This window comes from Kribbella jiaozuonensis, from assembly GCF_005233875.1.
Classification (GTDB): domain Bacteria; phylum Actinomycetota; class Actinomycetes; order Propionibacteriales; family Kribbellaceae; genus Kribbella; species Kribbella jiaozuonensis.
In genome coordinates this window covers 75710-94520 of sequence record NZ_SZPZ01000002.1, presented here as the reverse complement: position 1 = coordinate 94520, position 18811 = coordinate 75710, and the positions used below count along the sequence as shown (strand labels likewise).

The 18811-nt window shown below is 66.8% G+C and carries 18 protein-coding genes; 5 read left to right on the top strand and 13 right to left on the bottom strand.

Translation table 11 applies throughout. The features are described 5' to 3' along the window. Window positions 1-110 precede the first annotated feature (110 nt). The 9 genes from mobF to FDA38_RS12060 all read right to left on the bottom strand — a co-directional run bounded on the left by mobF (window position 111) and on the right by FDA38_RS12060 (window position 11455). A complete protein-coding gene (mobF, locus tag FDA38_RS12100) occupies window positions 111-4769 on the bottom strand; it encodes a MobF family relaxase (RefSeq protein WP_137253922.1) in 4659 nt (1552 codons plus the stop codon). After that, window positions 4769-5035: a hypothetical protein gene (locus tag FDA38_RS12095; protein WP_137253921.1), complete on the bottom strand. Its 267-nt coding sequence runs from the start codon at window positions 5033-5035 to the stop codon at window positions 4769-4771. The genes mobF and FDA38_RS12095 overlap by 1 nt, the downstream gene beginning before the upstream one ends. Then, on the bottom strand, window positions 5035-6729 hold the full coding sequence (locus FDA38_RS12090) for a DUF2637 domain-containing protein (RefSeq protein ID WP_137253920.1): 1695 nt from the start codon (window positions 6727-6729) through the stop codon (window positions 5035-5037). The genes FDA38_RS12095 and FDA38_RS12090 overlap by 1 nt, the downstream gene beginning before the upstream one ends. Then, on the bottom strand, window positions 6729-7460 hold the full coding sequence (locus FDA38_RS12085; protein WP_137253919.1) for a hypothetical protein: 732 nt from the start codon (window positions 7458-7460) through the stop codon (window positions 6729-6731). Before FDA38_RS12085 ends, FDA38_RS12090 begins: the two co-directional genes overlap by 1 nt. After that, a complete protein-coding gene (locus tag FDA38_RS12080) occupies window positions 7457-7660 on the bottom strand; it encodes a hypothetical protein (protein ID WP_137253918.1) in 204 nt (67 codons plus the stop codon). The genes FDA38_RS12085 and FDA38_RS12080 overlap by 4 nt, the downstream gene beginning before the upstream one ends. Window positions 7661-7861: 201 nt before the next feature. After that, window positions 7862-10222, bottom strand: a complete 2361-nt coding sequence (locus FDA38_RS12075; RefSeq protein ID WP_137253917.1) for a TraM recognition domain-containing protein — start codon at window positions 10220-10222, stop codon at window positions 7862-7864. Then, on the bottom strand, window positions 10219-10734 hold the full coding sequence (locus FDA38_RS12070) for a Pycsar system effector family protein (protein ID WP_137253916.1): 516 nt from the start codon (window positions 10732-10734) through the stop codon (window positions 10219-10221). The genes FDA38_RS12075 and FDA38_RS12070 overlap by 4 nt, the downstream gene beginning before the upstream one ends. Beyond that, on the bottom strand, window positions 10731-11093 hold the full coding sequence (locus tag FDA38_RS12065; protein ID WP_137253915.1) for a hypothetical protein: 363 nt from the start codon (window positions 11091-11093) through the stop codon (window positions 10731-10733). Before FDA38_RS12065 ends, FDA38_RS12070 begins: the two co-directional genes overlap by 4 nt. A 113-nt stretch (window positions 11094-11206) precedes the next feature. After that, window positions 11207-11455: a helix-turn-helix domain-containing protein gene (locus tag FDA38_RS12060; protein ID WP_137253914.1), complete on the bottom strand. Its 249-nt coding sequence runs from the start codon at window positions 11453-11455 to the stop codon at window positions 11207-11209. Between the two features lie 118 nt (window positions 11456-11573). Between FDA38_RS12060 and FDA38_RS12055 the strand changes: the two genes are divergently transcribed. The 3 genes from FDA38_RS12055 to FDA38_RS42180 all read left to right on the top strand — a co-directional run bounded on the left by FDA38_RS12055 (window position 11574) and on the right by FDA38_RS42180 (window position 13841). Next, window positions 11574-11921, top strand: a complete 348-nt coding sequence (locus tag FDA38_RS12055; RefSeq protein ID WP_137253913.1) for a GntR family transcriptional regulator — start codon at window positions 11574-11576, stop codon at window positions 11919-11921. 178 nt (window positions 11922-12099) lie between these two features. After that, window positions 12100-13293 (top strand): helix-turn-helix domain-containing protein, encoded by a 1194-nt coding sequence (locus FDA38_RS12050; protein ID WP_137253912.1) that lies wholly within the window; start codon window positions 12100-12102, stop codon window positions 13291-13293. Further along, window positions 13290-13841, top strand: a complete 552-nt coding sequence (locus FDA38_RS42180; RefSeq protein WP_170989662.1) for a flavoprotein — start codon at window positions 13290-13292, stop codon at window positions 13839-13841. The genes FDA38_RS12050 and FDA38_RS42180 overlap by 4 nt, the downstream gene beginning before the upstream one ends. 166 nt (window positions 13842-14007) lie before the next feature. Here FDA38_RS42180 and FDA38_RS12040 read toward each other — a convergent pair whose 3' ends face one another. Together FDA38_RS12040 and FDA38_RS12035 are read right to left on the bottom strand one after the other, a co-directional pair. Then, window positions 14008-14958, bottom strand: a complete 951-nt coding sequence (locus FDA38_RS12040) for a hypothetical protein (RefSeq protein WP_137253910.1) — start codon at window positions 14956-14958, stop codon at window positions 14008-14010. Between the two features lie 25 nt (window positions 14959-14983). After that, complete coding sequence (locus FDA38_RS12035) at window positions 14984-16159, bottom strand: AAA family ATPase (protein ID WP_137253909.1); 1176 nt, start codon at window positions 16157-16159, stop codon at window positions 14984-14986. 515 nt (window positions 16160-16674) lie between these two features. Between FDA38_RS12035 and FDA38_RS42175 the strand changes: the two genes are divergently transcribed. Further along, window positions 16675-16839: a hypothetical protein gene (locus FDA38_RS42175; protein ID WP_170989661.1), complete on the top strand. Its 165-nt coding sequence runs from the start codon at window positions 16675-16677 to the stop codon at window positions 16837-16839. 10 nt (window positions 16840-16849) lie between these two features. Here the strand turns inward: FDA38_RS42175 and FDA38_RS12030 are convergent, their stop codons facing one another. Then, a complete protein-coding gene (locus FDA38_RS12030) occupies window positions 16850-17083 on the bottom strand; it encodes a hypothetical protein (protein ID WP_137253908.1) in 234 nt (77 codons plus the stop codon). A gap of 53 nt (window positions 17084-17136) precedes the next feature. Continuing rightward, entirely contained in the window at window positions 17137-17652 is a 516-nt protein-coding gene (locus tag FDA38_RS12025) for a hypothetical protein (protein ID WP_137253907.1), read from the bottom strand. A gap of 299 nt (window positions 17653-17951) precedes the next feature. Here FDA38_RS12025 and FDA38_RS12020 point away from each other — a divergent pair, with 299 nt between their 5' ends. After that, window positions 17952-18449, top strand: coding sequence for a DUF4145 domain-containing protein (locus tag FDA38_RS12020; RefSeq protein WP_170989660.1), 498 nt, complete (start codon window positions 17952-17954; stop codon window positions 18447-18449). Window positions 18450-18811: the final 362 nt, after the last annotated feature.

Genomic DNA, 18811 nt, shown 5'->3' with positions numbered 1-18811 from the left:
CCGCTAGCCGCCCGCCAAACCCAGCCACAGAAGGTCTTTCGTCCCGGCCGGAGGCCGGGGTGCTCTCCTGCCCGCCGGGCGGGAGAGCACCTCCGCTCCTCGGCGAGGATTCAGTCGAGCCCGATGGTTTCGGGCTGTTGCTCGTACTGCTCTAGGTGGTGCTGGTCGTGGTCGTGCCAGCGGGCGAGCTCCTCGTCCCGCAAGGCGTCCTCGTCGGCCTCGCGTTGGGCGTCTGCGCTGTCGCGTTGCCGGACTTCGATCAGCGCGCGTTGCGCTCGCCGTACTGCCTCGGCTGTCTCCTCGGCGGTCGGTACGCGCAGGTCGTCGGCTTCGAGGACGCGCTCCTCGCCGGCTGTGGCCTCCCGCAAGTCGGTTCGCGGCTCGGCGCTGACCTGGTCGGCGTCGAGCCGCTGCCAGGATTCGTTGCCAGCAGCAAACGAACCCTCGCCCGTCTCGTCCGGGGCTGCGGCCTCGTCCGCCGTCGCGGTTTCGACGACGTCGGCGTCCGGGATCGCGTCCGCCGCTGTGGTCGCGCCGTGCTCGTCGGGTGTCGGGAGCTGGTCGTGGACCAGCTCGGCCTCGACGAACTCGTCCGCGGGCTGGGCGATGGCGAGGTCGCGTTCTCTTGCGTCCGCGACCTCGGCCAGGTCGCGCTCGTCGACCACGGTCCAGTCGTCGTGCTCGCGCTCCGCGGCGAGCCATTCGGCTGCCGTGGTTCCCTCGGTCGACGCGGCCTCGTCGGCCAGTTCGATGCCGCGGGTTTTCAGCTCGTCCTTTGCCCGGCTCGCGGCCTGCTTGGTGGCTGCCGTGTGGGCGAGCCATCGCGCACGGGCTTCGTCGACCTCGACGAGGTCGGCAACGATCGCGTCATGAGCCTTGGCCAGCGCTCGTGCGTCGTCTGCCTCGGCGCGCAGCCGCTCGCGGGCCTCGCGTTCGGTGGTCGCGTCGGCTTCGGCGTCGCGCAGGGCTGCTTGCTGGCGGGCCTTGTCCGCGGCCTGTCGGGTGGCGGCGAGTTCTTCGCCGACGTAGGGCGGTGCCCAGTTCTGTTCGCGTTGGTAGGCGGCGACCCGGACGCGGAGCTGGCCGACGGTCATCTCGGCTTCTGCGCGTTGGTCGTCGGGGCGGCCGAGTGCGTCCCACGCGGCACGCCATGCGGCATGCGCCTCGGTCTGTCCGGCAGGGGGCGCGGCACCGATGGCGTCGGTGTCGGAGTCGTGACCGGTCAGGTCGCGGTAGCCGCCGATCGTGGCGGCGCGCGTGATCCAGGTCTCGCGGGCGTCCGTATCCTCGGTTGGGCAGCGGCCGATCTGTTCGACAAGCCAAGCGGGTTGTTGCTCGGCGAGGTCGAACGCGAGGTCTCTCGCGGAGTTGTCGGCGTCCAAGGCGAGGCGCTGGAGGTAGTCGGCCCATTCCGGCTCGTCGACTGCAGGGAGGCGTTCGCTGTAGGTGGCGCCCTCGGGGTCGAGCCGGGTTGTTTTGGTGATCCGGTCGTGGATCACGTTGGACAGTTCGCGGGCGTTGCCGAGATCGCGGCGAGCGATTGCCTCGGTCAGCACGGCCTCGGGGTCGTGGCCGGCGAGTTCGACCCGGCGCAGCAGGGCGGTCAGGGTTGCTGCGCCGGCTTCTGCGGCGAGTTTGCTGCGCTGCTTGATCGTGAGCAGTCCGTTGGCGGCGGCGGTGTCGAGCCACCGCGCGGCGCGGCTGGTGGTGGCCAGGCTGATGGCGTCGGTGAGCAGTTCGGCGGGTGTGCGGTGCCGGGCGGCGTCGGTCGCGGACTCGTCGCGGGCCTCGGTCGCTGACCGTTGTCGGCGTTCGTCGGCGGCGTCCAGGATCGCCGAGAGCACTGCGCGCGGCGAGCGGTGCAGCGACCGTGCGGTGTCGCCGGTCTCGGCGCCGTTCGGTGCGGCCCGGGTGACGACGTACAGCATGTTGGTGGACCGTCCGCGGCTGGCCTGGACGTAGAGCGAGTTCAGCGACGTCGCCGAGGTGACGACGCCGTAGCAGCCGTCGACCGTGAGGCCCTGGGCGGCATGGACGGTGGAGGCGTAGCCGAGCGCGACATGCTCGGCGACGTACTGCGCGGGCAGGACCATCGTTTCGCCAGGCGTCGCGGGGTCGGTGCCGCCGTGGCCGAGCGCCTCGACCCGCAGGCTGCCGTCGGCCAGCACCTCCCGGATCCGGTACTGGGCGCGGTTGATGGCCGCGCGTTTGTTGCCGAGGTGCCCGGCGATGGTCCAGTCGTTGCGGCGGGCCTGGATGATGTCACCGGCACCGGCGCGGGTGCCTTGCAGGCCGAGCTTGACGGTGCTGGTGTCGTCGACCAGGCCGAGCCCGACCAGCCGGGACCGCAGCTGAGCTGCGACGCGGGCGGCCTGGTCGTTGGTATCGACCAGCAACAGCGAGTGCTTCCCGTTGAGCCGGTCGGACAGCCACGCGTCCCCGGCGAGGGTCTCGGCGCGCTCGACGTTGCCGCCGTCGATGATCCGTCCGCGGCGGTGGTACACGGCCAGCACCGTTTCGTCCCCGGCCCGAAGCCGCAGCGACGCCGGGCCTTCCCATGGCTCGGCGAACCGGCGGGTCTCGGTCAGCTCGTGGGTCAGCGCCCGGGACGCGATCAGGTCCATGCCGCCGCCGGCGCCGACCGCGGCGAGCTGGCGCTGATCGCCGACGAGGACCAGCTTGGCCTTGAACTGGTCGCACAGTTCCTGGATCTGGGCAAGATCCTGGGTGCTGGTCATGCCCGACTCGTCCAGCACGACGAGATCGCCTTCTCGCACCAGCCAGTCGCCGTCGACGAAGTGGGTGGTGACCAGCTGCCGCTGGGCGCGGAGCCAGCGGGCGACGTTGACCGCGGGTACGCCGTCGGCGGCCAGGACCTCGGTCGCGATCTGCGACGAGGCCAGGCCGATCACCCGGCGCCGTTCGCCGTGCCCCAGTGAAGGCCACAGCGTCGGGTCGGTCCACGCCTTGGCCAGGGCGCCGACGACGCGGGACTTCCCCGTGCCCGCCGGGCCGACCAGTACCTCGGTCATCGCCCCGGACATGAGGATGCCGCGGACGGCCGCGGCCTGGTCGTCGCCGAGCTCAAGCCCGGTCTTGGCCAGCTGCTTCACGAACGCTCCGGCCTGCTGCGACGTGGTAGCCGGAGCCCCGGCCGGGTAGGTAGCGCGGGCGAGCTTGCGTTCGGCGTTCAGATGCCCCGGGGTCGCGTAGGTCGAACGGCCGGGCGCCTCGTACGACGACCGGCCGTTGGCCAGGCGCAACTCGGCGGGCAGCTCCTGGCTGCCAGGCTTGGCGGTGCCGAGGTTCACGGCTCGGTCCAGGCCCTTGCGGGTGAGCCGTTCGAGCAGTTCGGTGACCTGCGCGGCGTCGAGTCCGCCGAGCGCGTCGGGCAGGGCGAGGCTGATCGCGCGGGTCAGGTCGCCTTCGCGCCACTCGGCCTGTTTCTCCTGCACCGTGGCCAGCGCGGTCTCCAGGACGGCGTCCTCGTCCAGCGGTGCCGGGGTCATCTGGTGCTGTCGGTTCGACAGCACGGTGTCGGCGACCGTCGCGAGTCCGCCGGCGACCTCGGCGCGCAGCTCGCGGTCCCACCGGTCGAGCCGCTCCGCCGCAGTCTCGCCGTCGTGGGACTTCGCGCGGCGGGTCGCCTTGGTGGCGCGTTCCTGGATCCGCTCGAGTTCCAGCGCGTTGGGCTCGCGGCCGAACCGCTGCCGGAACTCGGCGACGATCGTCGCGGTCTTCTTCGTGATCGCGACCCGTCGCGAGCTGAACAGGTCCATCACGGACTGGTCGATCCCGACGATCTCGCGGGCCTCTCCGTCCGGGCGGAGCTTGAACTGCACACCGAGCGACTTCGTGAGGTGCTGCTCCATGACCTGCTCGCCGACCGCGCCGGCCGCGGCCTTGTACTTGTACAGGCCCTGGCCGTCGAGCGTGCGCCACTTCCCGTCCGTTCCCTGAACCCGGTTCAGGATCGCGTTGTGGATGTGCAGCTGCGGATCGTGGTCGCGGGAGTCGTGCTGGAAGAACGACGCGACCGTCAGGTCGTGTGCGTCGGCCCACCTCCCGGCGGCGCCGCCGTGATGCCCGACCCGGACGTATCCGGCCTTGTCGGACAGGTAGTCCAGGGCGGCGTTGTTGCCCGCCCAGATCGCGGCCTCGACCGCTTCGCGGTGCTGCCGCCAGGTCGCGGCCTCGGTAGCTGAGGCCTGCACCGCCTGCTCCAAACGGTGCAGCCGGAGCGCTCCCGAGCCGCTCTGGTGCGCCTGGGCCAGTGCGCTGCGGGCGCGCTCCAGTGCGCCGGCGGCCCGGACTTCCTGGGCCTCGAAGGCGGTGTGGAGCACCGTCACCGACTTCTGCACCGAAAACGTCGCGTCGTGGAACGACACGTTCTTCTGCGCCTTCTTGCCCGCCTCGATGTGGAGCAGCTCGCGCCGCTCCGCATCCGCTCCAGGCTCGGCGGCCAGAGCAGCGGCATACCACTCGGCCTCGGTCTTGTACGCCCGCCCGGCGTGGCCGAGCGTTTCGGCCTCGTCCCACAACGCCGGGTCCTTGAACCGCTCGTCGCGCGGATCGAGGTACCGCTCGTACAGCGCGTTCATGTCCTGGGCGTCGACCTCGCCGTGCAGACCGAGCGCGGCAGCACCCCGGCCGTACCAGCGGCCCGGCGGCTCGCCGGCGGCCGTCGCGCCGGTGTAGTAGTTCTCCCGCCCGGCCGCCACCGCGCCGGTCAGATACTCCGCGCTGTGTCCGGCGTGAACGCTCATCATCAGCGGTCACCTGCCGTCCACGGCCCACAAACGGCGGCCTGGGCGCCGTCCTGGGCAGCGGCCAGGACCGCGCAGGCGGCCATGCCAGAGGCCGCGACGGCGGCCTCCAGCCCGACTCGACAGACGGAGTGAGGGCTCCACTTGATCGTGATGCAATGGTGTGTATCCAGGTTCTTCATCCTGTGGCTGCCCTCGGGGCGCTGCCGGATGGTGCTTTTCGCGATGGCTGATCCCTGGATCGAGTCGCGCTGATCGGTGTCCTTCATCAGTGGTTGCTCATTTCGAGTTCGTCAGCTTCGTTCGCCTGCTGGGTGTCTGGGTTGTTGCTGTTGGCATCGGTTGTTGCCGTCTCGGCCTGGTCGTAGGCCGCGGGGTTGGCTACGTCGGATGTGTCGTCGTGTTTGGGCTCGACCCATCCGGCGAGCTCGGCGAGCCGACGGGCCTTGGAGAAACCGCAGTCCAGAACTCGGGTGATCTCGCGCTGACTCAACGGCGCGCCGCCGTGCTCGCGGGCCGAGACCTCGAACAGCTCTGCCAGGTCACGCTTGTCGGACTGCTTTGCCCGGCTGGTCTCGCCACTCCCCGCACCGTTCGCGGGACTGCTCTGGGCAGGCTCGGCGAACGATGCACTGATCACCGATGCACCGCCGTTGCGGGCGGCCGCCGGTGCAGGCGCAGGGTGGTGCACCGGCGCGGCTGCACTGCTCGCAGAATGGGAGCGCTCTGATGCGGCTGCACCGGTGCGGATTCCGTGGTGCAGCGCAGGTGCTCCGTTCGGCAGTGGTGGAGCACCTGCACTGCCGAACTGTCCGACCTCGGCGCTCCGGTCGGTGCGCTGCGTGTTCTGGTGGTGCAGTGCGCCGAAGACGTAGCCGACGATCAGAGGCAGCACCGTGGACGCCTCGTCGGGCTCCTCGTCGGGCTCCTCGTCGATCTCGCCAGTGTCGGCCAGCCCCATGTCGCTGTGCGCCGTCTTGGCCGGACGGATCTGGTCACGGCGAGCAACTGCGAGCAGGTAGAGAACGAGCCAGGCCGGAACCTCGGCCGGCGACTCATGCCCGGCAGCACCGTTGTCGGCGACCGGGAGACCGAGTGCGGCGGAGTCGACGAGCGCGAGCAGCTCCCCCGCGCTGATCCGCTCGGTGGTCGGTAGCAGTGCGGCGAGCTGTCCTGCGGTCAGGAGGCCGTCGCGGATCGTCTGCAACGCGGCCGTCCGGGCAGCGCGTGCGGAGTCCAGCGGCAGGGTGCGGCGGCTGGGGCAGACGGTGTTGAGGCGGGACGACATGCGCACGACCTGCTGCACGAGTGCCCGTGCCTGGATCGGGTCGTCGTTGCCGGTGCGGGCCAGGTGAAGCCACACGCGGGTCGTGATCACCGGTGAGGTGATCCAGGTCAGCGCGGACAGCTTCGGGCGCGCGGGCTGCGACAATTTCAGGTGGAGGCGCAGCATGTGCGCGAGCATCTCGACGAGTACGGCGTAGGCCAGTGGCGCGAGGGCGTGCGCGATCGCAACGTCGACCGCGCCGTTCGCGGCGTCGATGTTCAGTACGACCGTGCCGCCGATGAACAGATAGGTCGTGAACAAGGCGCCCGGGATGCGCCAGCCGCGGGTCAGAGCGGCTAGCCGCAGCGCGGTGCAGGCGATGACCATCCCGTCGGCGACCAACGGCACGAGCGCGCTGCCGAACTTGTCCGAGACCGCCCGGAACGATTGGGTGCCGCCGATCCCGGCGACCGCGAAAGCCACCACGACCGCGACGACGATCAGCACCTTCCGCCCGGTCCAGTCACGGGACAAGTTGCTTCGAGCAACCGACCTGGCAGCGCGGTGCAGCATCCACCCGACACTGGCGACAGCCGCGACGGCGAGCAGACCGGTGACGAGCAGCACGACGCCGTCCTTCGTCGTCAACGGGTCGCCGGCGGCGAGGTCGTTGAGGATGTTGGTGAGGGTGTTCATCAGTAGCTCCCGTCCTGGGGTACGGCGGTCAGCCCGCCGGCCTGCCCAGCGCCGTGTCCGCCGCGCCTGGCGGCGTGGATCTGGTCGCGGGTGGGCGCGGGGCCGTTGTTGTCGCGGTCCCCTGCCCACCAGGTGACGAAGGGGTCGAGCTGGTCGATGAGCGGCAAGGCGGTTGCCGGTTGTCCGGCCTCGTCGAGGTGGGTCGGCAGGTCGCAGGCCGTGGAGTAGATGGCGACGCGGCGCATCACGCCGGGACGTTGCCGGTCGTGCCAGTCGCCTACCAGCCGAAGCGACGCGTCCGGGCCGTAGAAGGCGGCGAACCAGGCGTCCATCAACCAGAGCAGTTCCTCGACGATCTCGGGGTGCCACGGCCAGCACGGCGGCAACGTCTCGCGGGCGTCGCCGTAGCGCAGGTACACGGTCTGCATCCACGGCACCAGTTCGGACAGCACCTCTTGTGCGGCGGTCTCGTCCTCGGGCAGCCGCAGCCAGGACCGCACCGGATCCTGCTCGCTGGCCTTCTTACCGCCGCCGGCGGCGACCTTCATGACCGTCTCGCTGAGGTTCTCCACGACCTTCGCGAGCTCGGTCACGGTGCCCTTAGAGGCGGTCTGCCGCATTCCGCCTTTCAATGCCTGCACCTCGCGGCTCAGCTTCTCGAGCTCCCGAGCGAGCGCCGCGACGGCTTTCTGCGCGGTCTGCTCGGGATCGTCGTGATCGGTGTGCTTCACGCCTCTCCCTCCTCGCAGTGGCAGTGGATGTAGGCGTCGATGGCGTCCTGCAGCGCGATGGGATCGACGGCGATCCAGCCGGTCAGTGTGCCGTTCTCGTCGTAGGCCCCGGCCGCGTCGATCCGCAGCCGCTCGGAGACCTCCTGGCAGTCCCACCGCACCCGCACCTCGTTGCGCGCGGCCTCAAACGGCGTGCTCATGCCGCACCCGCCTTCCCGAGGACGGACAGCAGGCACTCTGCGTCGCGTCCTGTCGTTCGTCCGGCAGGCATGTGCTGGCGTGGCGAGGCTGGAACTCGAGCCCGGCCAGGTCGTGGGCCGGGATCGGGAACTGACACAGGGAGCAGATCGGGAACGGGAAGTCGTGCGGGATCGGAGCAACAGTGAGCTGACGCGTAGCCATCACTTCACCTCCTGGTCGACTGGCCGCTCGGTCCGCGCGGCGAGTGCGGCGCGGGCCTTGCGGGTTGAGCTGTTGAGTCGCACCCGGGCGACGAGTTCTCGCAGCGGGTCGGCAGCGTCAAGCCACGTCAAAGCCGCGGCCAGTCGCACCCGGGCGTGACCCGGGTGGGTTGAGCTCACCGGGGTGTTCGCGCTGACGACTGTTCCGCCGGCGGCGATCTGGTCGTCTCCGGTGAGGGGTGCGAGCATCCATCCGAATCGGTCGAGCATCCACTCGCCGAAGCGATCCACTTGACGAGCGAATGCGCGGGCCGCGTGCAGGTCCTTGACCCGGCCACCGGCGGCGTTGAGCTGGGCGCGTACCCGGTGCGCTGTGTGGGCGTACCGTTCGGTGCGCACGTCCCAGCGCCGGTAGTACATCCGGGCCTTGACGATCGCGGGCGGCATGTTGTTGCTGATGACAAGCATCTGGCCGGCGCGCAGCTCGCCGGTCTGCCCCGGGTTCAGCACCGCAGTGCGTCGGGTGGTCTCCGACCGCGACCCGGTGGCCCGGTCCCGGGTGATCGCGGGCTCTTCGCGCTCGCCGGCCAGCGTCGACCAGTAGCGCAGGTCGTCGTCGTCACCGGTGCCGCCGAACACGACCTTCGTGTTCGTGTTGGTCAACAGGGCACCGGTGGCGGCGTCGCCGAACCGTTCCCGCATCTGCGCGCGGGACTGCGCGGCGATGTGCATGCAGATCCCGCGCGACCCGAAGTCACCGCTCCACCGGTCCAACGGGATCAGGCAGATCAGCGCGGCTTCGTCGAGCACCATCGTCAGGAACGGGTCGAGCCGCTCCCCCGGCATACCGGCCGCGATGCTCTTCGCGCGCCGCGCGAGATCCGCCGTCAGCGCGGTCACCAATGGTGAGGTCTTCGCGTCCTCCGCGCCGAGCAGGTACACGGTGCCGGTCTCGTCGAGCAGCTGCTGCACGTCGAACTGCTGCCCGCCCGGCGCGGCCGACGCGGCAGCGGACGGAACCGACAGCCAGCTCAACGCAGGCATGATCGTCGTACTGATGCTGCTCTGGGTGTTGGGGTTGTTCTCGAAGAACTGCGTAGCCTCCTGCATCATGCCCGCGGCCTCGGGCCCGGCCATCCGCAGCTCGAACAGCACGTCACGCTTCGCCTGGTCCGACGGGTGCGCGACCCACTGCTGCACGTCGTACATCGAATATCCGCCGATCGCCGCGGCGTGCAGCAACGACTGCAGGGTCTGCTTGGCGAACCCGTCCCACCGCTCGCCCTGGCCGTCATGCTTCGACCGGCCGATACCGTCGATCAGATCCGCGGCGCGATCCATCGCCGTCGCTGCCAGCTCGCACCCAACAAGCGGGTTGAACCGCACAAACGTCACCGACTCGTCGCCGTCCAACTGGCCGGCGAGCTGCGAGCCAGGCTGGACGATGCCCGACGGGTCGAATACCCACACCGGCCCACGCTTCGCGCGGCGCGGATAGGTGTGGACGAGCAGGTCGAGCTTGGTCGACGTCGTGATCAGTGCGCCCGGTGCCTCGACCGCGTAGTTCATGATCTGCTGCGTCTTGCCTTTGCGCGGGCCACCGAAGGTGATCGTGTGATCCTCGGCCGACGACCAGATCCCGACCGCGCCAACCCGGGCCACCTTCACGCCCAGCTCAGACAACGGCACCCGACGCCGCTTCCACCGAGACACCTCGTCCAGGCTCGGACGCACCTGCGCCGCCTTCGATCGGACTACCCGGGCGGATGCGCCACGCCACACGTCGGCCTGCGAGGCCAGCCCGTCAGTCTCCCGACCGGCGCGGTGCAGCTTGCGCAGCAGGCCCCGTGAACTCGAGCGGGACAGCACCACTCGCGCGACTGTTGCGACCAGCGCCAGCACGCCGGCGGCGATCAGGAGCCACCAGTACGCGTGTGCACTCGCGCGGGCCGGAACGATCCGCAGCAGGGATCCTGTGTAGAGCAGCCAGGCAGCGAAGGTGACACCGCTGCCGACGGCGCGGTTCACCCAGACAAGCACGACAGAAAGTGCAGCGAGCACGCCGCCGGTGATCAACCATGCACCCGCGTGTCCTGGCGCTCCTGTGCGAGAAGCAATGACGCCAGCGAGCCCAACCCACAACGGGAACGCGAGCAGCAAGCCGGGACCGACCCGCCAGAACAGCAGCGCAGCGGTCACGACACCCACACCGCCGACCGTCGCCGTCCACGTACCAGCCCGCACCGCCAGCGCGTTCGGCGCCCAAAACACCAACACCAGCCCCAGCACAGTCGCCGCGACCGACGCGGCACCGAACCTCGGCAACACCACACCCTCACGGGCGGTCGGACGCCTGTTCATCGCAGCGCACCTCCCACCAGCACCGCGACCGCAGAGATCGCCACACCGACGGCAGCGGCCAGGAACGACACCCGCGCCAGCCGGTGCTTCGCCCAAGCGATCTCCGCCAGCCGCTTGGCCTGGTGGCTGATCGCCTCCCACGGCTCAGCGACCAAGCCGCCGTACACCGTCGGATCGATGTGGCAACGCAACTCCTTCACCGACCGAAGACGCACCGCGCCGAAATACAGAAACTCCCCCGGCGACAACTCGTAACCCGCGTAGTGAAGGCGCGGCGTCACCACGAGCATCGCCGCGGCCAACGCCACCGCGAGGGCGATCAGCGACAGTCCGAACAACACACGAACCACCAGCGGGGAGCCGTGCGCCTGCGACACCAGCGACAACACCACAGCCGCAGCAGCCGTCTCCACCGTCGCCGCGAACCCGGCCTTAGTGTCCGCTCGATCAATCGCGCCGGCAGCCGAGTCGTGCATCCGCCACGCCAGATCCACAGCAGTCGACTCGTTCATCGACCCTCCCCCGCCACGGCCTCACGACGGTCCCCGCCGGGCGGCGCGGCAAGCCGCGCGACACACCGGACCGACACCGGACCAAACCGGGACTGCGCTACGAAAGCACCATCGCCGCCGAACCCCGTCGCGACGCCGAGCGCCTCGGCCACCGCAGCGACCGTCCACACGCCGTCGGCATCTGTCGAACCGCCCGGGATCATCACCGCGTTGACCTGCGGCAACGGCAACTCGGGGTAGTTGGCAACAAAACCCGCCAACTCGAACAGCCCGCGAATGAGGTCCGCCCGATCGCGCGACACCTCCGGATCACCAAACCGAGGCACCCATTCCGTGCCCGGCGAACCAGCATCAGTCATGCTGGACACCTCCTGAAATCTCTGCTGAGTGACGGGAGAACCGGCCCTGCTCTGGTTGGCGCCTGCGGCAGGGCCGGTCTTGGATGTCTGGGGATGTGAGGACAACTGGCGGCTCATCCGGCGACCTGCGCCGGCCGCCACTCGGCCGCGTCCACGACTCCCCCGCTGGAGATCGCGGCGGCAGCCATGTCATCGAGGGCCTGACTCGGAATGAACAGCCTTCGGCCGACCTTGACAGCCGGGAATGAGTTCGCCTGGATCACTCGATAGAGCGTCATCTCAGACAGTCCGAGCACCTTCGCGGCGGCGGCAACGCTAAGGAACTTCCGTACGGCCTCCGCGGCCGTTGCGTCTTCACTCACTCGCTCTCTCCTTATCAAGAGTTAACTAGGTTGACCTAGGTTAACCTAGGTCACTTGGATGAACAAGACTTGCGCCCGACTGACTGACCTAGCTACCTAGGCCGACTACGGTTGACGTATGCAGGTAGAGACCAACGACCCACGCCCGCCGTATGTCCAGGTAGCTGACGGACTACGCCGAGCAATCCAGGCCGGGGAACTGGCGGCCGGCACCAAGCTGCCGTCCGGCCGCGAACTCGCCAACGAGTGGGGAGTTGCTCTGATGACTCTGCAGAAGGCCATCGAACAACTGCGTCTCGAGGGACTCGTGTACACCCAGCGGGGCCGCGGCGTGTTCGTCGCGTCTCGGGATGGAGTACCTCCGACCGATGACCTATCTGCACTACGGGAGGTCGTGGAGGAACTGCGGCGCAGACTCGATGTGGTCGAAGCACGCCTGCGCTCCGACGATGGTGCCTCGACTTGAGGTTCTTCCGCTCGACTCGCGGCTTCTCCTGTGTACTTGGCTTCGCTCATGCATGCAGCGTGGCGGCGAAACGATCGATTGATGTGCACTCCGCGGGTTGCGCACTTTTGTGCGCATTGTCCGCTCCAGCTGGCGGTTCACTACAGGAACGGGACCACACCAACGAGGAGGAGTGCAGATGCACGTAGGTGAGCGCATCGGGGCGTACCGCAAGCGGCGCGGAATGTCGCAAGACGCCCTCGCCGGCCTCATCGGAATGTCGCGATCCTGGCTCTCACAGGTAGAGCGCGGCATTCGCGGCGTCGATCGCCTGTCCACCCTCAACGACCTAGCGACCGTCTTGCGTATCGACGTAGCTGACCTGATCGGGCGTGATTGGGTCCTCGCGCCAGACGCATCCGAGCAAGTCACGGCAGTCGACGCCGTACGCAGCCAACTCGCGAGCTACCACCATCTGCTTGGTGAGCCGACGTCACCGTGGCCTCTTCCGCAGCTCCGCAACGGCGCTGTGCAGGTCAACCAGGCCTATCAGGCAGCGCAGTACCAGAAGGCGACCGCGATGCTGCCGGACCTCATCCAGGCCGCAGACGCGTACGACGGCTACCAAGGCCGCGACGGTCGGGAGACACACCTCGCCCGATGCTCCGTTTACACGGCGGCCTCCAAGCTCCTGACCAAGGTCGGCGAACATCACCTTGGTTGGCTGGCCGCGGACCGCGCCACCCACGCGGCCCTTGCCGCCGAGTCGAAGGCTGCGCAAGGCATGGCCGCCTATCAGGTGGTCATCGCGCTTCTCCGCAGCCAGCAAAACGATGACGCTGAGCGCGTCGCTGTCCGGTCGGCAGAAGGTCTGATGTCTCTCACTGGCTCGGACACTCCGGACGCCGTATCGCTTGCCGGGTCGTTGTGGCTCATCTCGTCCGTCATCGCCGCTCGCCGGTCCGATCGCGCCACCTCCACCGAGCGACTCAATACGGCAACGCAGCTCGCCGATCTCCTGGCAAACGACGGCAACCACTCGTGGACCGCCTTCGGCCCGACGAACGTCCTGATCCATCGAGCCTCGGTCGCGGCCGAGTTCGGCGATCCGTCTGGTGTACTGCGTGTGGCAACCGAAATCGACACCGAAGCCATGCCGGCTGGTCTTCAAGGCCGCCGCTCGCGCCTGCATCTCGACCTCGCTTGGGCACAGGCTCAAGCCAAGAACGACATGGAAGCGATCCTCCACCTACAGCAGGCCGAACGAGTCGCCCCCGAGTCGATCCGCTATCACACCATTGCCCGGGAGCTGGTCCGCGAACTACTCAAGCGCGCCCGCAAACCCACCCCAGCCCTGACCGCCATCGCAACCCGCGCAGGAGTCCTCGCGTGACCAGTCGAACTCTCTACATCGTCACCTGTGGCGCCCCCCTCGCCTCCCGCGTTGGCGACGGTGTACGCACGGCCCGCGAACACGGCTGGACTCCCTACGTCATCCCCACCGACGCAGCGCTGCCGTGGCTTGAAGGCCAAGACCTGGCGGACGCGCCCGTCCTGACTGGTAACCGGAGGCCGGGCGAACCCAGGCGCGCGCCAAAGGCCGACGCTGTAGCGGTCGTGCCGACGACGTTCAACACCCTCAACGCATGGGCCAACGGCAACGCCAACACCTACCCGCTGACAGTCCTCTGCGCCGCGCTCGGATCGCGCACCCCAACCGTCGCGACCCCCTTCGCCAAATCTGACCTGGCCGGCCACCCCGCCTGGCTCGCATCCCTCGCAGTGCTCCGGTATGCGGGAGTCGGCATCCGCGACCCGCACAACGGCTCAGCCACATCACTTAAGCCACTCGAATCCGGTACCGGAGACCAGGTCGCAAGAGACTTCCGGTGGGACTGGGTACTCACCGAACTCAAGCTCATGTCAGGCAATGACTCGTGATCTCGCCAAACGTCAACCTGACAACACGCCGGAGTCCAGGACGTGACGCAAGCCGCGCCGGACCGGATCCCATCGACCTAGGTGCGTCCCCGAGGGGAAGCGCTCTGCCGTCCGACTCCGAGACAGCGCGATTAACTCAAGCTGATCGGAAGAGGTCAAGGAACTGTCAGGCCGCGAGACCGACCAACTTCTTCCTGATGTACATAGATCCCTGTGCATCCACATCCAGAAAGCTCATCAGAAACTTGGCGATCATATTGCGTAGGTGCTCGTTGTCCCAAGCAACTCTCTGCCTAGGATCATTGAAACTGCTTTCAATTAATTCGGTGAGCTGCGCGGCGAGCCATTTGCCTTTAAGCAGTTCGCGTCCTCGGCCAGCGGCATAAACGCGGTCGATCTTATCGAGAACCATTTTTTCGATCCTGTCGTATTTCACTCCACTGTAGAGCGAGGTATCTCGAACGGCCGCCTTCGCCGCGGCGAGTTTCTGTGAATCTAGTTCCCTGCGCATGGCTCCACTATGCACAAGACTGTGAGCAGCCCCGAGACCAACCCAAGTTCTTGACCGCAAGGCCTTAGCCAGGTAGCACTGTTCAATCCATGGTCGCCAGTCGTCAGCGAGTTTCTCAGACCAATTTCCCAGACTGTTGACGACCTCGACCGCTGTTGCCTTATCTAAGGATGCAGCCGGTTGCAACGCCTTAACGAGATCGCCATCCGCGAAAGCGTGAGCCTCGCTGTCAGCATAATACGTGTACAGAACGTGCGGAGACCGTCGCTTCCCGCCCGTAATGTTGTCGCTGTCGCGGTCAACCACGAAAGCGACCGATCGACTTCCGCCACTGTTCTTCTGGGCCAACTTGCCTTCGGCCTTGCAGTAGTCGAAGAGAGCGAGAACCGCATCCTTTCCCCCGGAGACCTGGCCATTTTCATCAGAGATTTGCTCGACCATGTAAATCTCGTAACCGGCTCGCCCGACTGTCTGTTCTGCAGAACAGAGCTTCTCAATGAAGTACCGGTCCGTGACCTTACCTTCGACAACGACGAAGAGCGAGTTGTCGTGTGACATCCTAATGCGTCGCAAGAACCCAGCGCGACCATAAGTCAGACGTGGCATGCAAAGAATCCCCCCACCAGGAAACTTAGAGTTCAGAAATCATGCTATCTGGAAGAAAAGCCATCACCTCAGGCGAATGCGTTGCCATGATCAATTGGGCATCAGGATTTACGATCCTCATGCAATCGACAAGCCTGCGTTGCCAATCCACATGCAGTGATAGCTCCGGCTCGTCAATGATCACCGGAGCATTCCCTGCGGCGAGAGTCTCCAGAAGCAGCTGCAACATCTGCTTCTCACCGCTTGAGAGAGATTCGAGCGGGATGGCCTCGCCGTTAGCAGAGACGGAAACCGCACGCCCTTGGAGAGTGACCTCCTTGCCGCCGCTGTAAAGATCGGACAGGAGTTGTTCGATCTTTCTCTGCGGCTCTTGTGCCTTCTCGATGCCCTGTTGGACGGTTGCAATATCGGTGACCACCTGCCGCACCAACTGACTGTCGGCATAATTCTTGTGCAGGGTCGACTCCGGAATATTGACCATTCTCCCCATCCGCTGGCCGGAGAAGAATGCCTTGATCAAGGGAAACGCCTCACTGAAGTCCATCTCCTCGGGCAAATGGCGCTTCCCTCTCCCTTCGGCCAAGACGGAATTGAATACGTTTGCCAGGCCAAGTTCCTGGGTTATTGAAATTTGGGCCAATGCCCGCGCATTATAGTCAGACCATAAGCGCTGAATCTCCCCTGCAAACAGCTTGTCAAAAGAGGCCTCGTCGACCAGTTCCATCGTGGGCCGACTTCCCCTTGGGCCGCGCCGACGCGTTTCACTCACCCTTGAGATCGGCAGGTATCCGTGTTGGATCGGGCCTTCCTGCTCCTCCGGTTCGCCGTTTCCAGTTGTGTTCCAGGGGAGGGCTGCGTTGATATCTTCACCCAGGTCGCCGTAGTAGACCTGACCTCTTGCCATAGCCAGCTCGCGGGCTCTCTCTAACCGGCGTACTACACTTGGTGATCTAAGTTCCCGCTTCGTAATCTCCCGCATGAAGACGTCACCACCGGCGTCGATGACGACCCTGGCTGACGTGAATGGGACTCGGATTAGCGGCGTCGCGTCGTCGAGTAATGCACTATGCAAGATCTTGAGTAGCGACGTCTTGCCAGAGCCGTTTACGCCCCAAAAGACAGTCGTTTCACGAAGGCTCCGCTTTATGGATTTCTTGCGACCGCCAAGGCCGTTGACCTCAAACTGAACGATATTTGCCAACGCGTTCCCCCTGTCATTTCCCCATGCATGCCTCGAGCGAAGCACTCTACAAGGTCGCTTACAGACTGTCAGCCCCCGTGACCCGCCTGTGCGGCCAAAGGCGACGCAAGGGCCAGGCGGTCGGGGTGGTCGGCTGGTAGATCACAGGACACCATCGCCCCTACGCTCGACGATCCGCCCGCGCCGGAGGTGTTCCAGCGGAACTCAGCACGCTGGATCTGAGCGTCGAAGCGCCCGGTGTTGCGCACGCTGCCCGCGATCTGCATGTCGTTGCCCCGCCCATTGCATGTCGCGCGAACTCGCAACACTGGACCCTGCCGGCGCCAGGCAACCATATTCCAGCCAAGCGCCACGGCTCCCACCACCGCACTTGCAAACGCGGTACCCCTTGCCCCCAGTCCGCGCTCACTATCCCCGCCTCTCACCCGCCAGGAGAAGGGACTTTACCGAGCGAGCCCGAAAGACGACGAGCGCCACGCTGGGTCCGTCTGGTGAGGATGACCGACCCTGGAGACATGGACGGCCGAACCATTGTCTGCACCCTCGACGGGCGGGACCTGACCAACAGGGTCCGCTGGGAGGACAGCTACGGCCATGCCTTCTGCACCCTGGCCGAACTGGAGGGGTGGGAGAGCGCCGAGGACCCCGACCACGAGCCTCCCTCGAACGAGGCACGGTGACGATGACCGGTCACTCTATGGCTGGGATGCTGGGTTGCGGCTCACCAGGCGCGATTCTGGTTCTGGTCATCCACTTCTTCCGCCCCTCGTCGGTCCAGTCCTCGACAGCGTGGTGCACGACGACCGAACGGTGGTCGTAGTACCAGACCTCCACCGAGCCGTCCTCATCGACCGTGACGGCGATCCACTCGCCGTCCGGACCTATGAAGTCGTGCTCCTGGTGCTTCCACTGACCCTCACTCATGGACAGAAGGTAGAGCCCGCACAACGGTGCGGGCCGGGTGCGACACGCTTGCGTCACTGCCAGCCGAACACGGCGGGCAGCGTCGACACGATCGAGCCGACGCCGACAAGCCCGAGTCCCCACAGCTCCAGCCGAACGCTGCCCGTGGCGACCTCGCGGATCTTGTCGTTGACCTCCGCGAGTGCAGTCTGCGACCTGGCGTCGGCCTCCCGTCCTGCTGTCTCGACGTCATTGATCCTCCGATCGACTTCGCGGCGCTCTTTGGCGATCCGGGCCTCAAGCGCGATCAGGCGCTCACGGACGAACCGCATCTGCACATCGACCCCTGCATCGCTCGGCGGGCTGACATAAACCTCGCCGGTGGCCGCAGCGACGTTCCATGAGGCAGTCGTGTCGGCCGAGACGCTGTGGACTCGCGGCGTGCGCCGCAGCCATCGCCACAAGCGGGCAGCCACCGGGATCAGCGGCTTGCCGCCACCGTGTTCGTTCCAGTCCTGCACCAGAGCGACTACCGCTAAAACGGTTCCGATCAACGTCAGCACCAGGCCGACAATTGCGCAGATCCTCACCCCGGAAGACTAGGGGCTGACGATCTGTTTGGGAGCGACAGACGCCCCGAGGAAGCGCAAGCAGTGACGGCCGGGCTGGGTGAACATCCGTAACGCCCGACGCAGATGCTCGATTAGTGAGTGAACCGCTACGAGGGGGAACTGTGGGTTTCGACCAGAGCATGACGTTTCGCGACTGCCCGTGGTGCGGGCTTACGCATACGCAGATGGGCATTGCGGCTCCGCTGTCTTCGTACGCGGGCAGGGATGGACGCGCTCGGTACTGGACACCGTTGACCTGTCCGGCATGCGGTGGGGCGATGCTTGTAGAGCACAACGGGCCGGACCAGCACATCCATCAAGAGCTCCAGATCGTGCCAGCAGGGGACAATCTCGGCCAGGCAATCAAGCACTTGCCGCCCGACGTCGCCCAGTACTACAGCGACGCCATCAAGGTCCTGCGGGCGGGTGTCCCAGATGCCGCTGCGGTACAACTCCGGAGGACGTTAGAGGCCGCCGCTGCGCACTACGGTGCCGCCGAAAAGACGTTGGTCAACAGCATCAAGAAACTGATCGCGGACGGGCACGTCACAACGTCCTTTGGCGATGTACTGCATCACGTCCGGGTTGTCGGGAATCTGGGTGCTCACCACACGGATGTTCGAGTAGACACCGATGCAGCGCAGCGGGTGCTCCTGTTCACTGCGGCGCTGCTCCGGGATTTGTTCGAACTTCCGGCTGAGCTGGCGGCCTTGAAGGCTGAGACACCTGCTGATGCGGACGATGCCCCTGGTGCTACACCTGCCCCGTCCCCCTGATAGCGGCCAAACCCAGGCCAGCTCGGCGCATGTCGAGAGTCGGCTTGCCGATCCGTAGGGGCGCGTAGCGCTCTTGACATGGGTCGTGATGGCCGGACAATCGAGCGGCCAGGGGACGGGGCCAACAAGCGGGGGACGGCTTCACGCGACTCGTGGCAGTTGGGATCGCGTGGACGTGGAAGCGTCCTGCTGCCGCGCGCCGAAGGCGCGCCCTTGATCCATAAGAGCCCGAAACGGCAGCCGGCCACGGACCGCTACCTCAATCTCCTAGACCACGCGTCGCACATCAGGTGGCGGACGAGTGTCGCGGATCTGTTGGCGGATCACAAGCGCGGACGGCCGAGTCCAGCCCGATCTGCGAT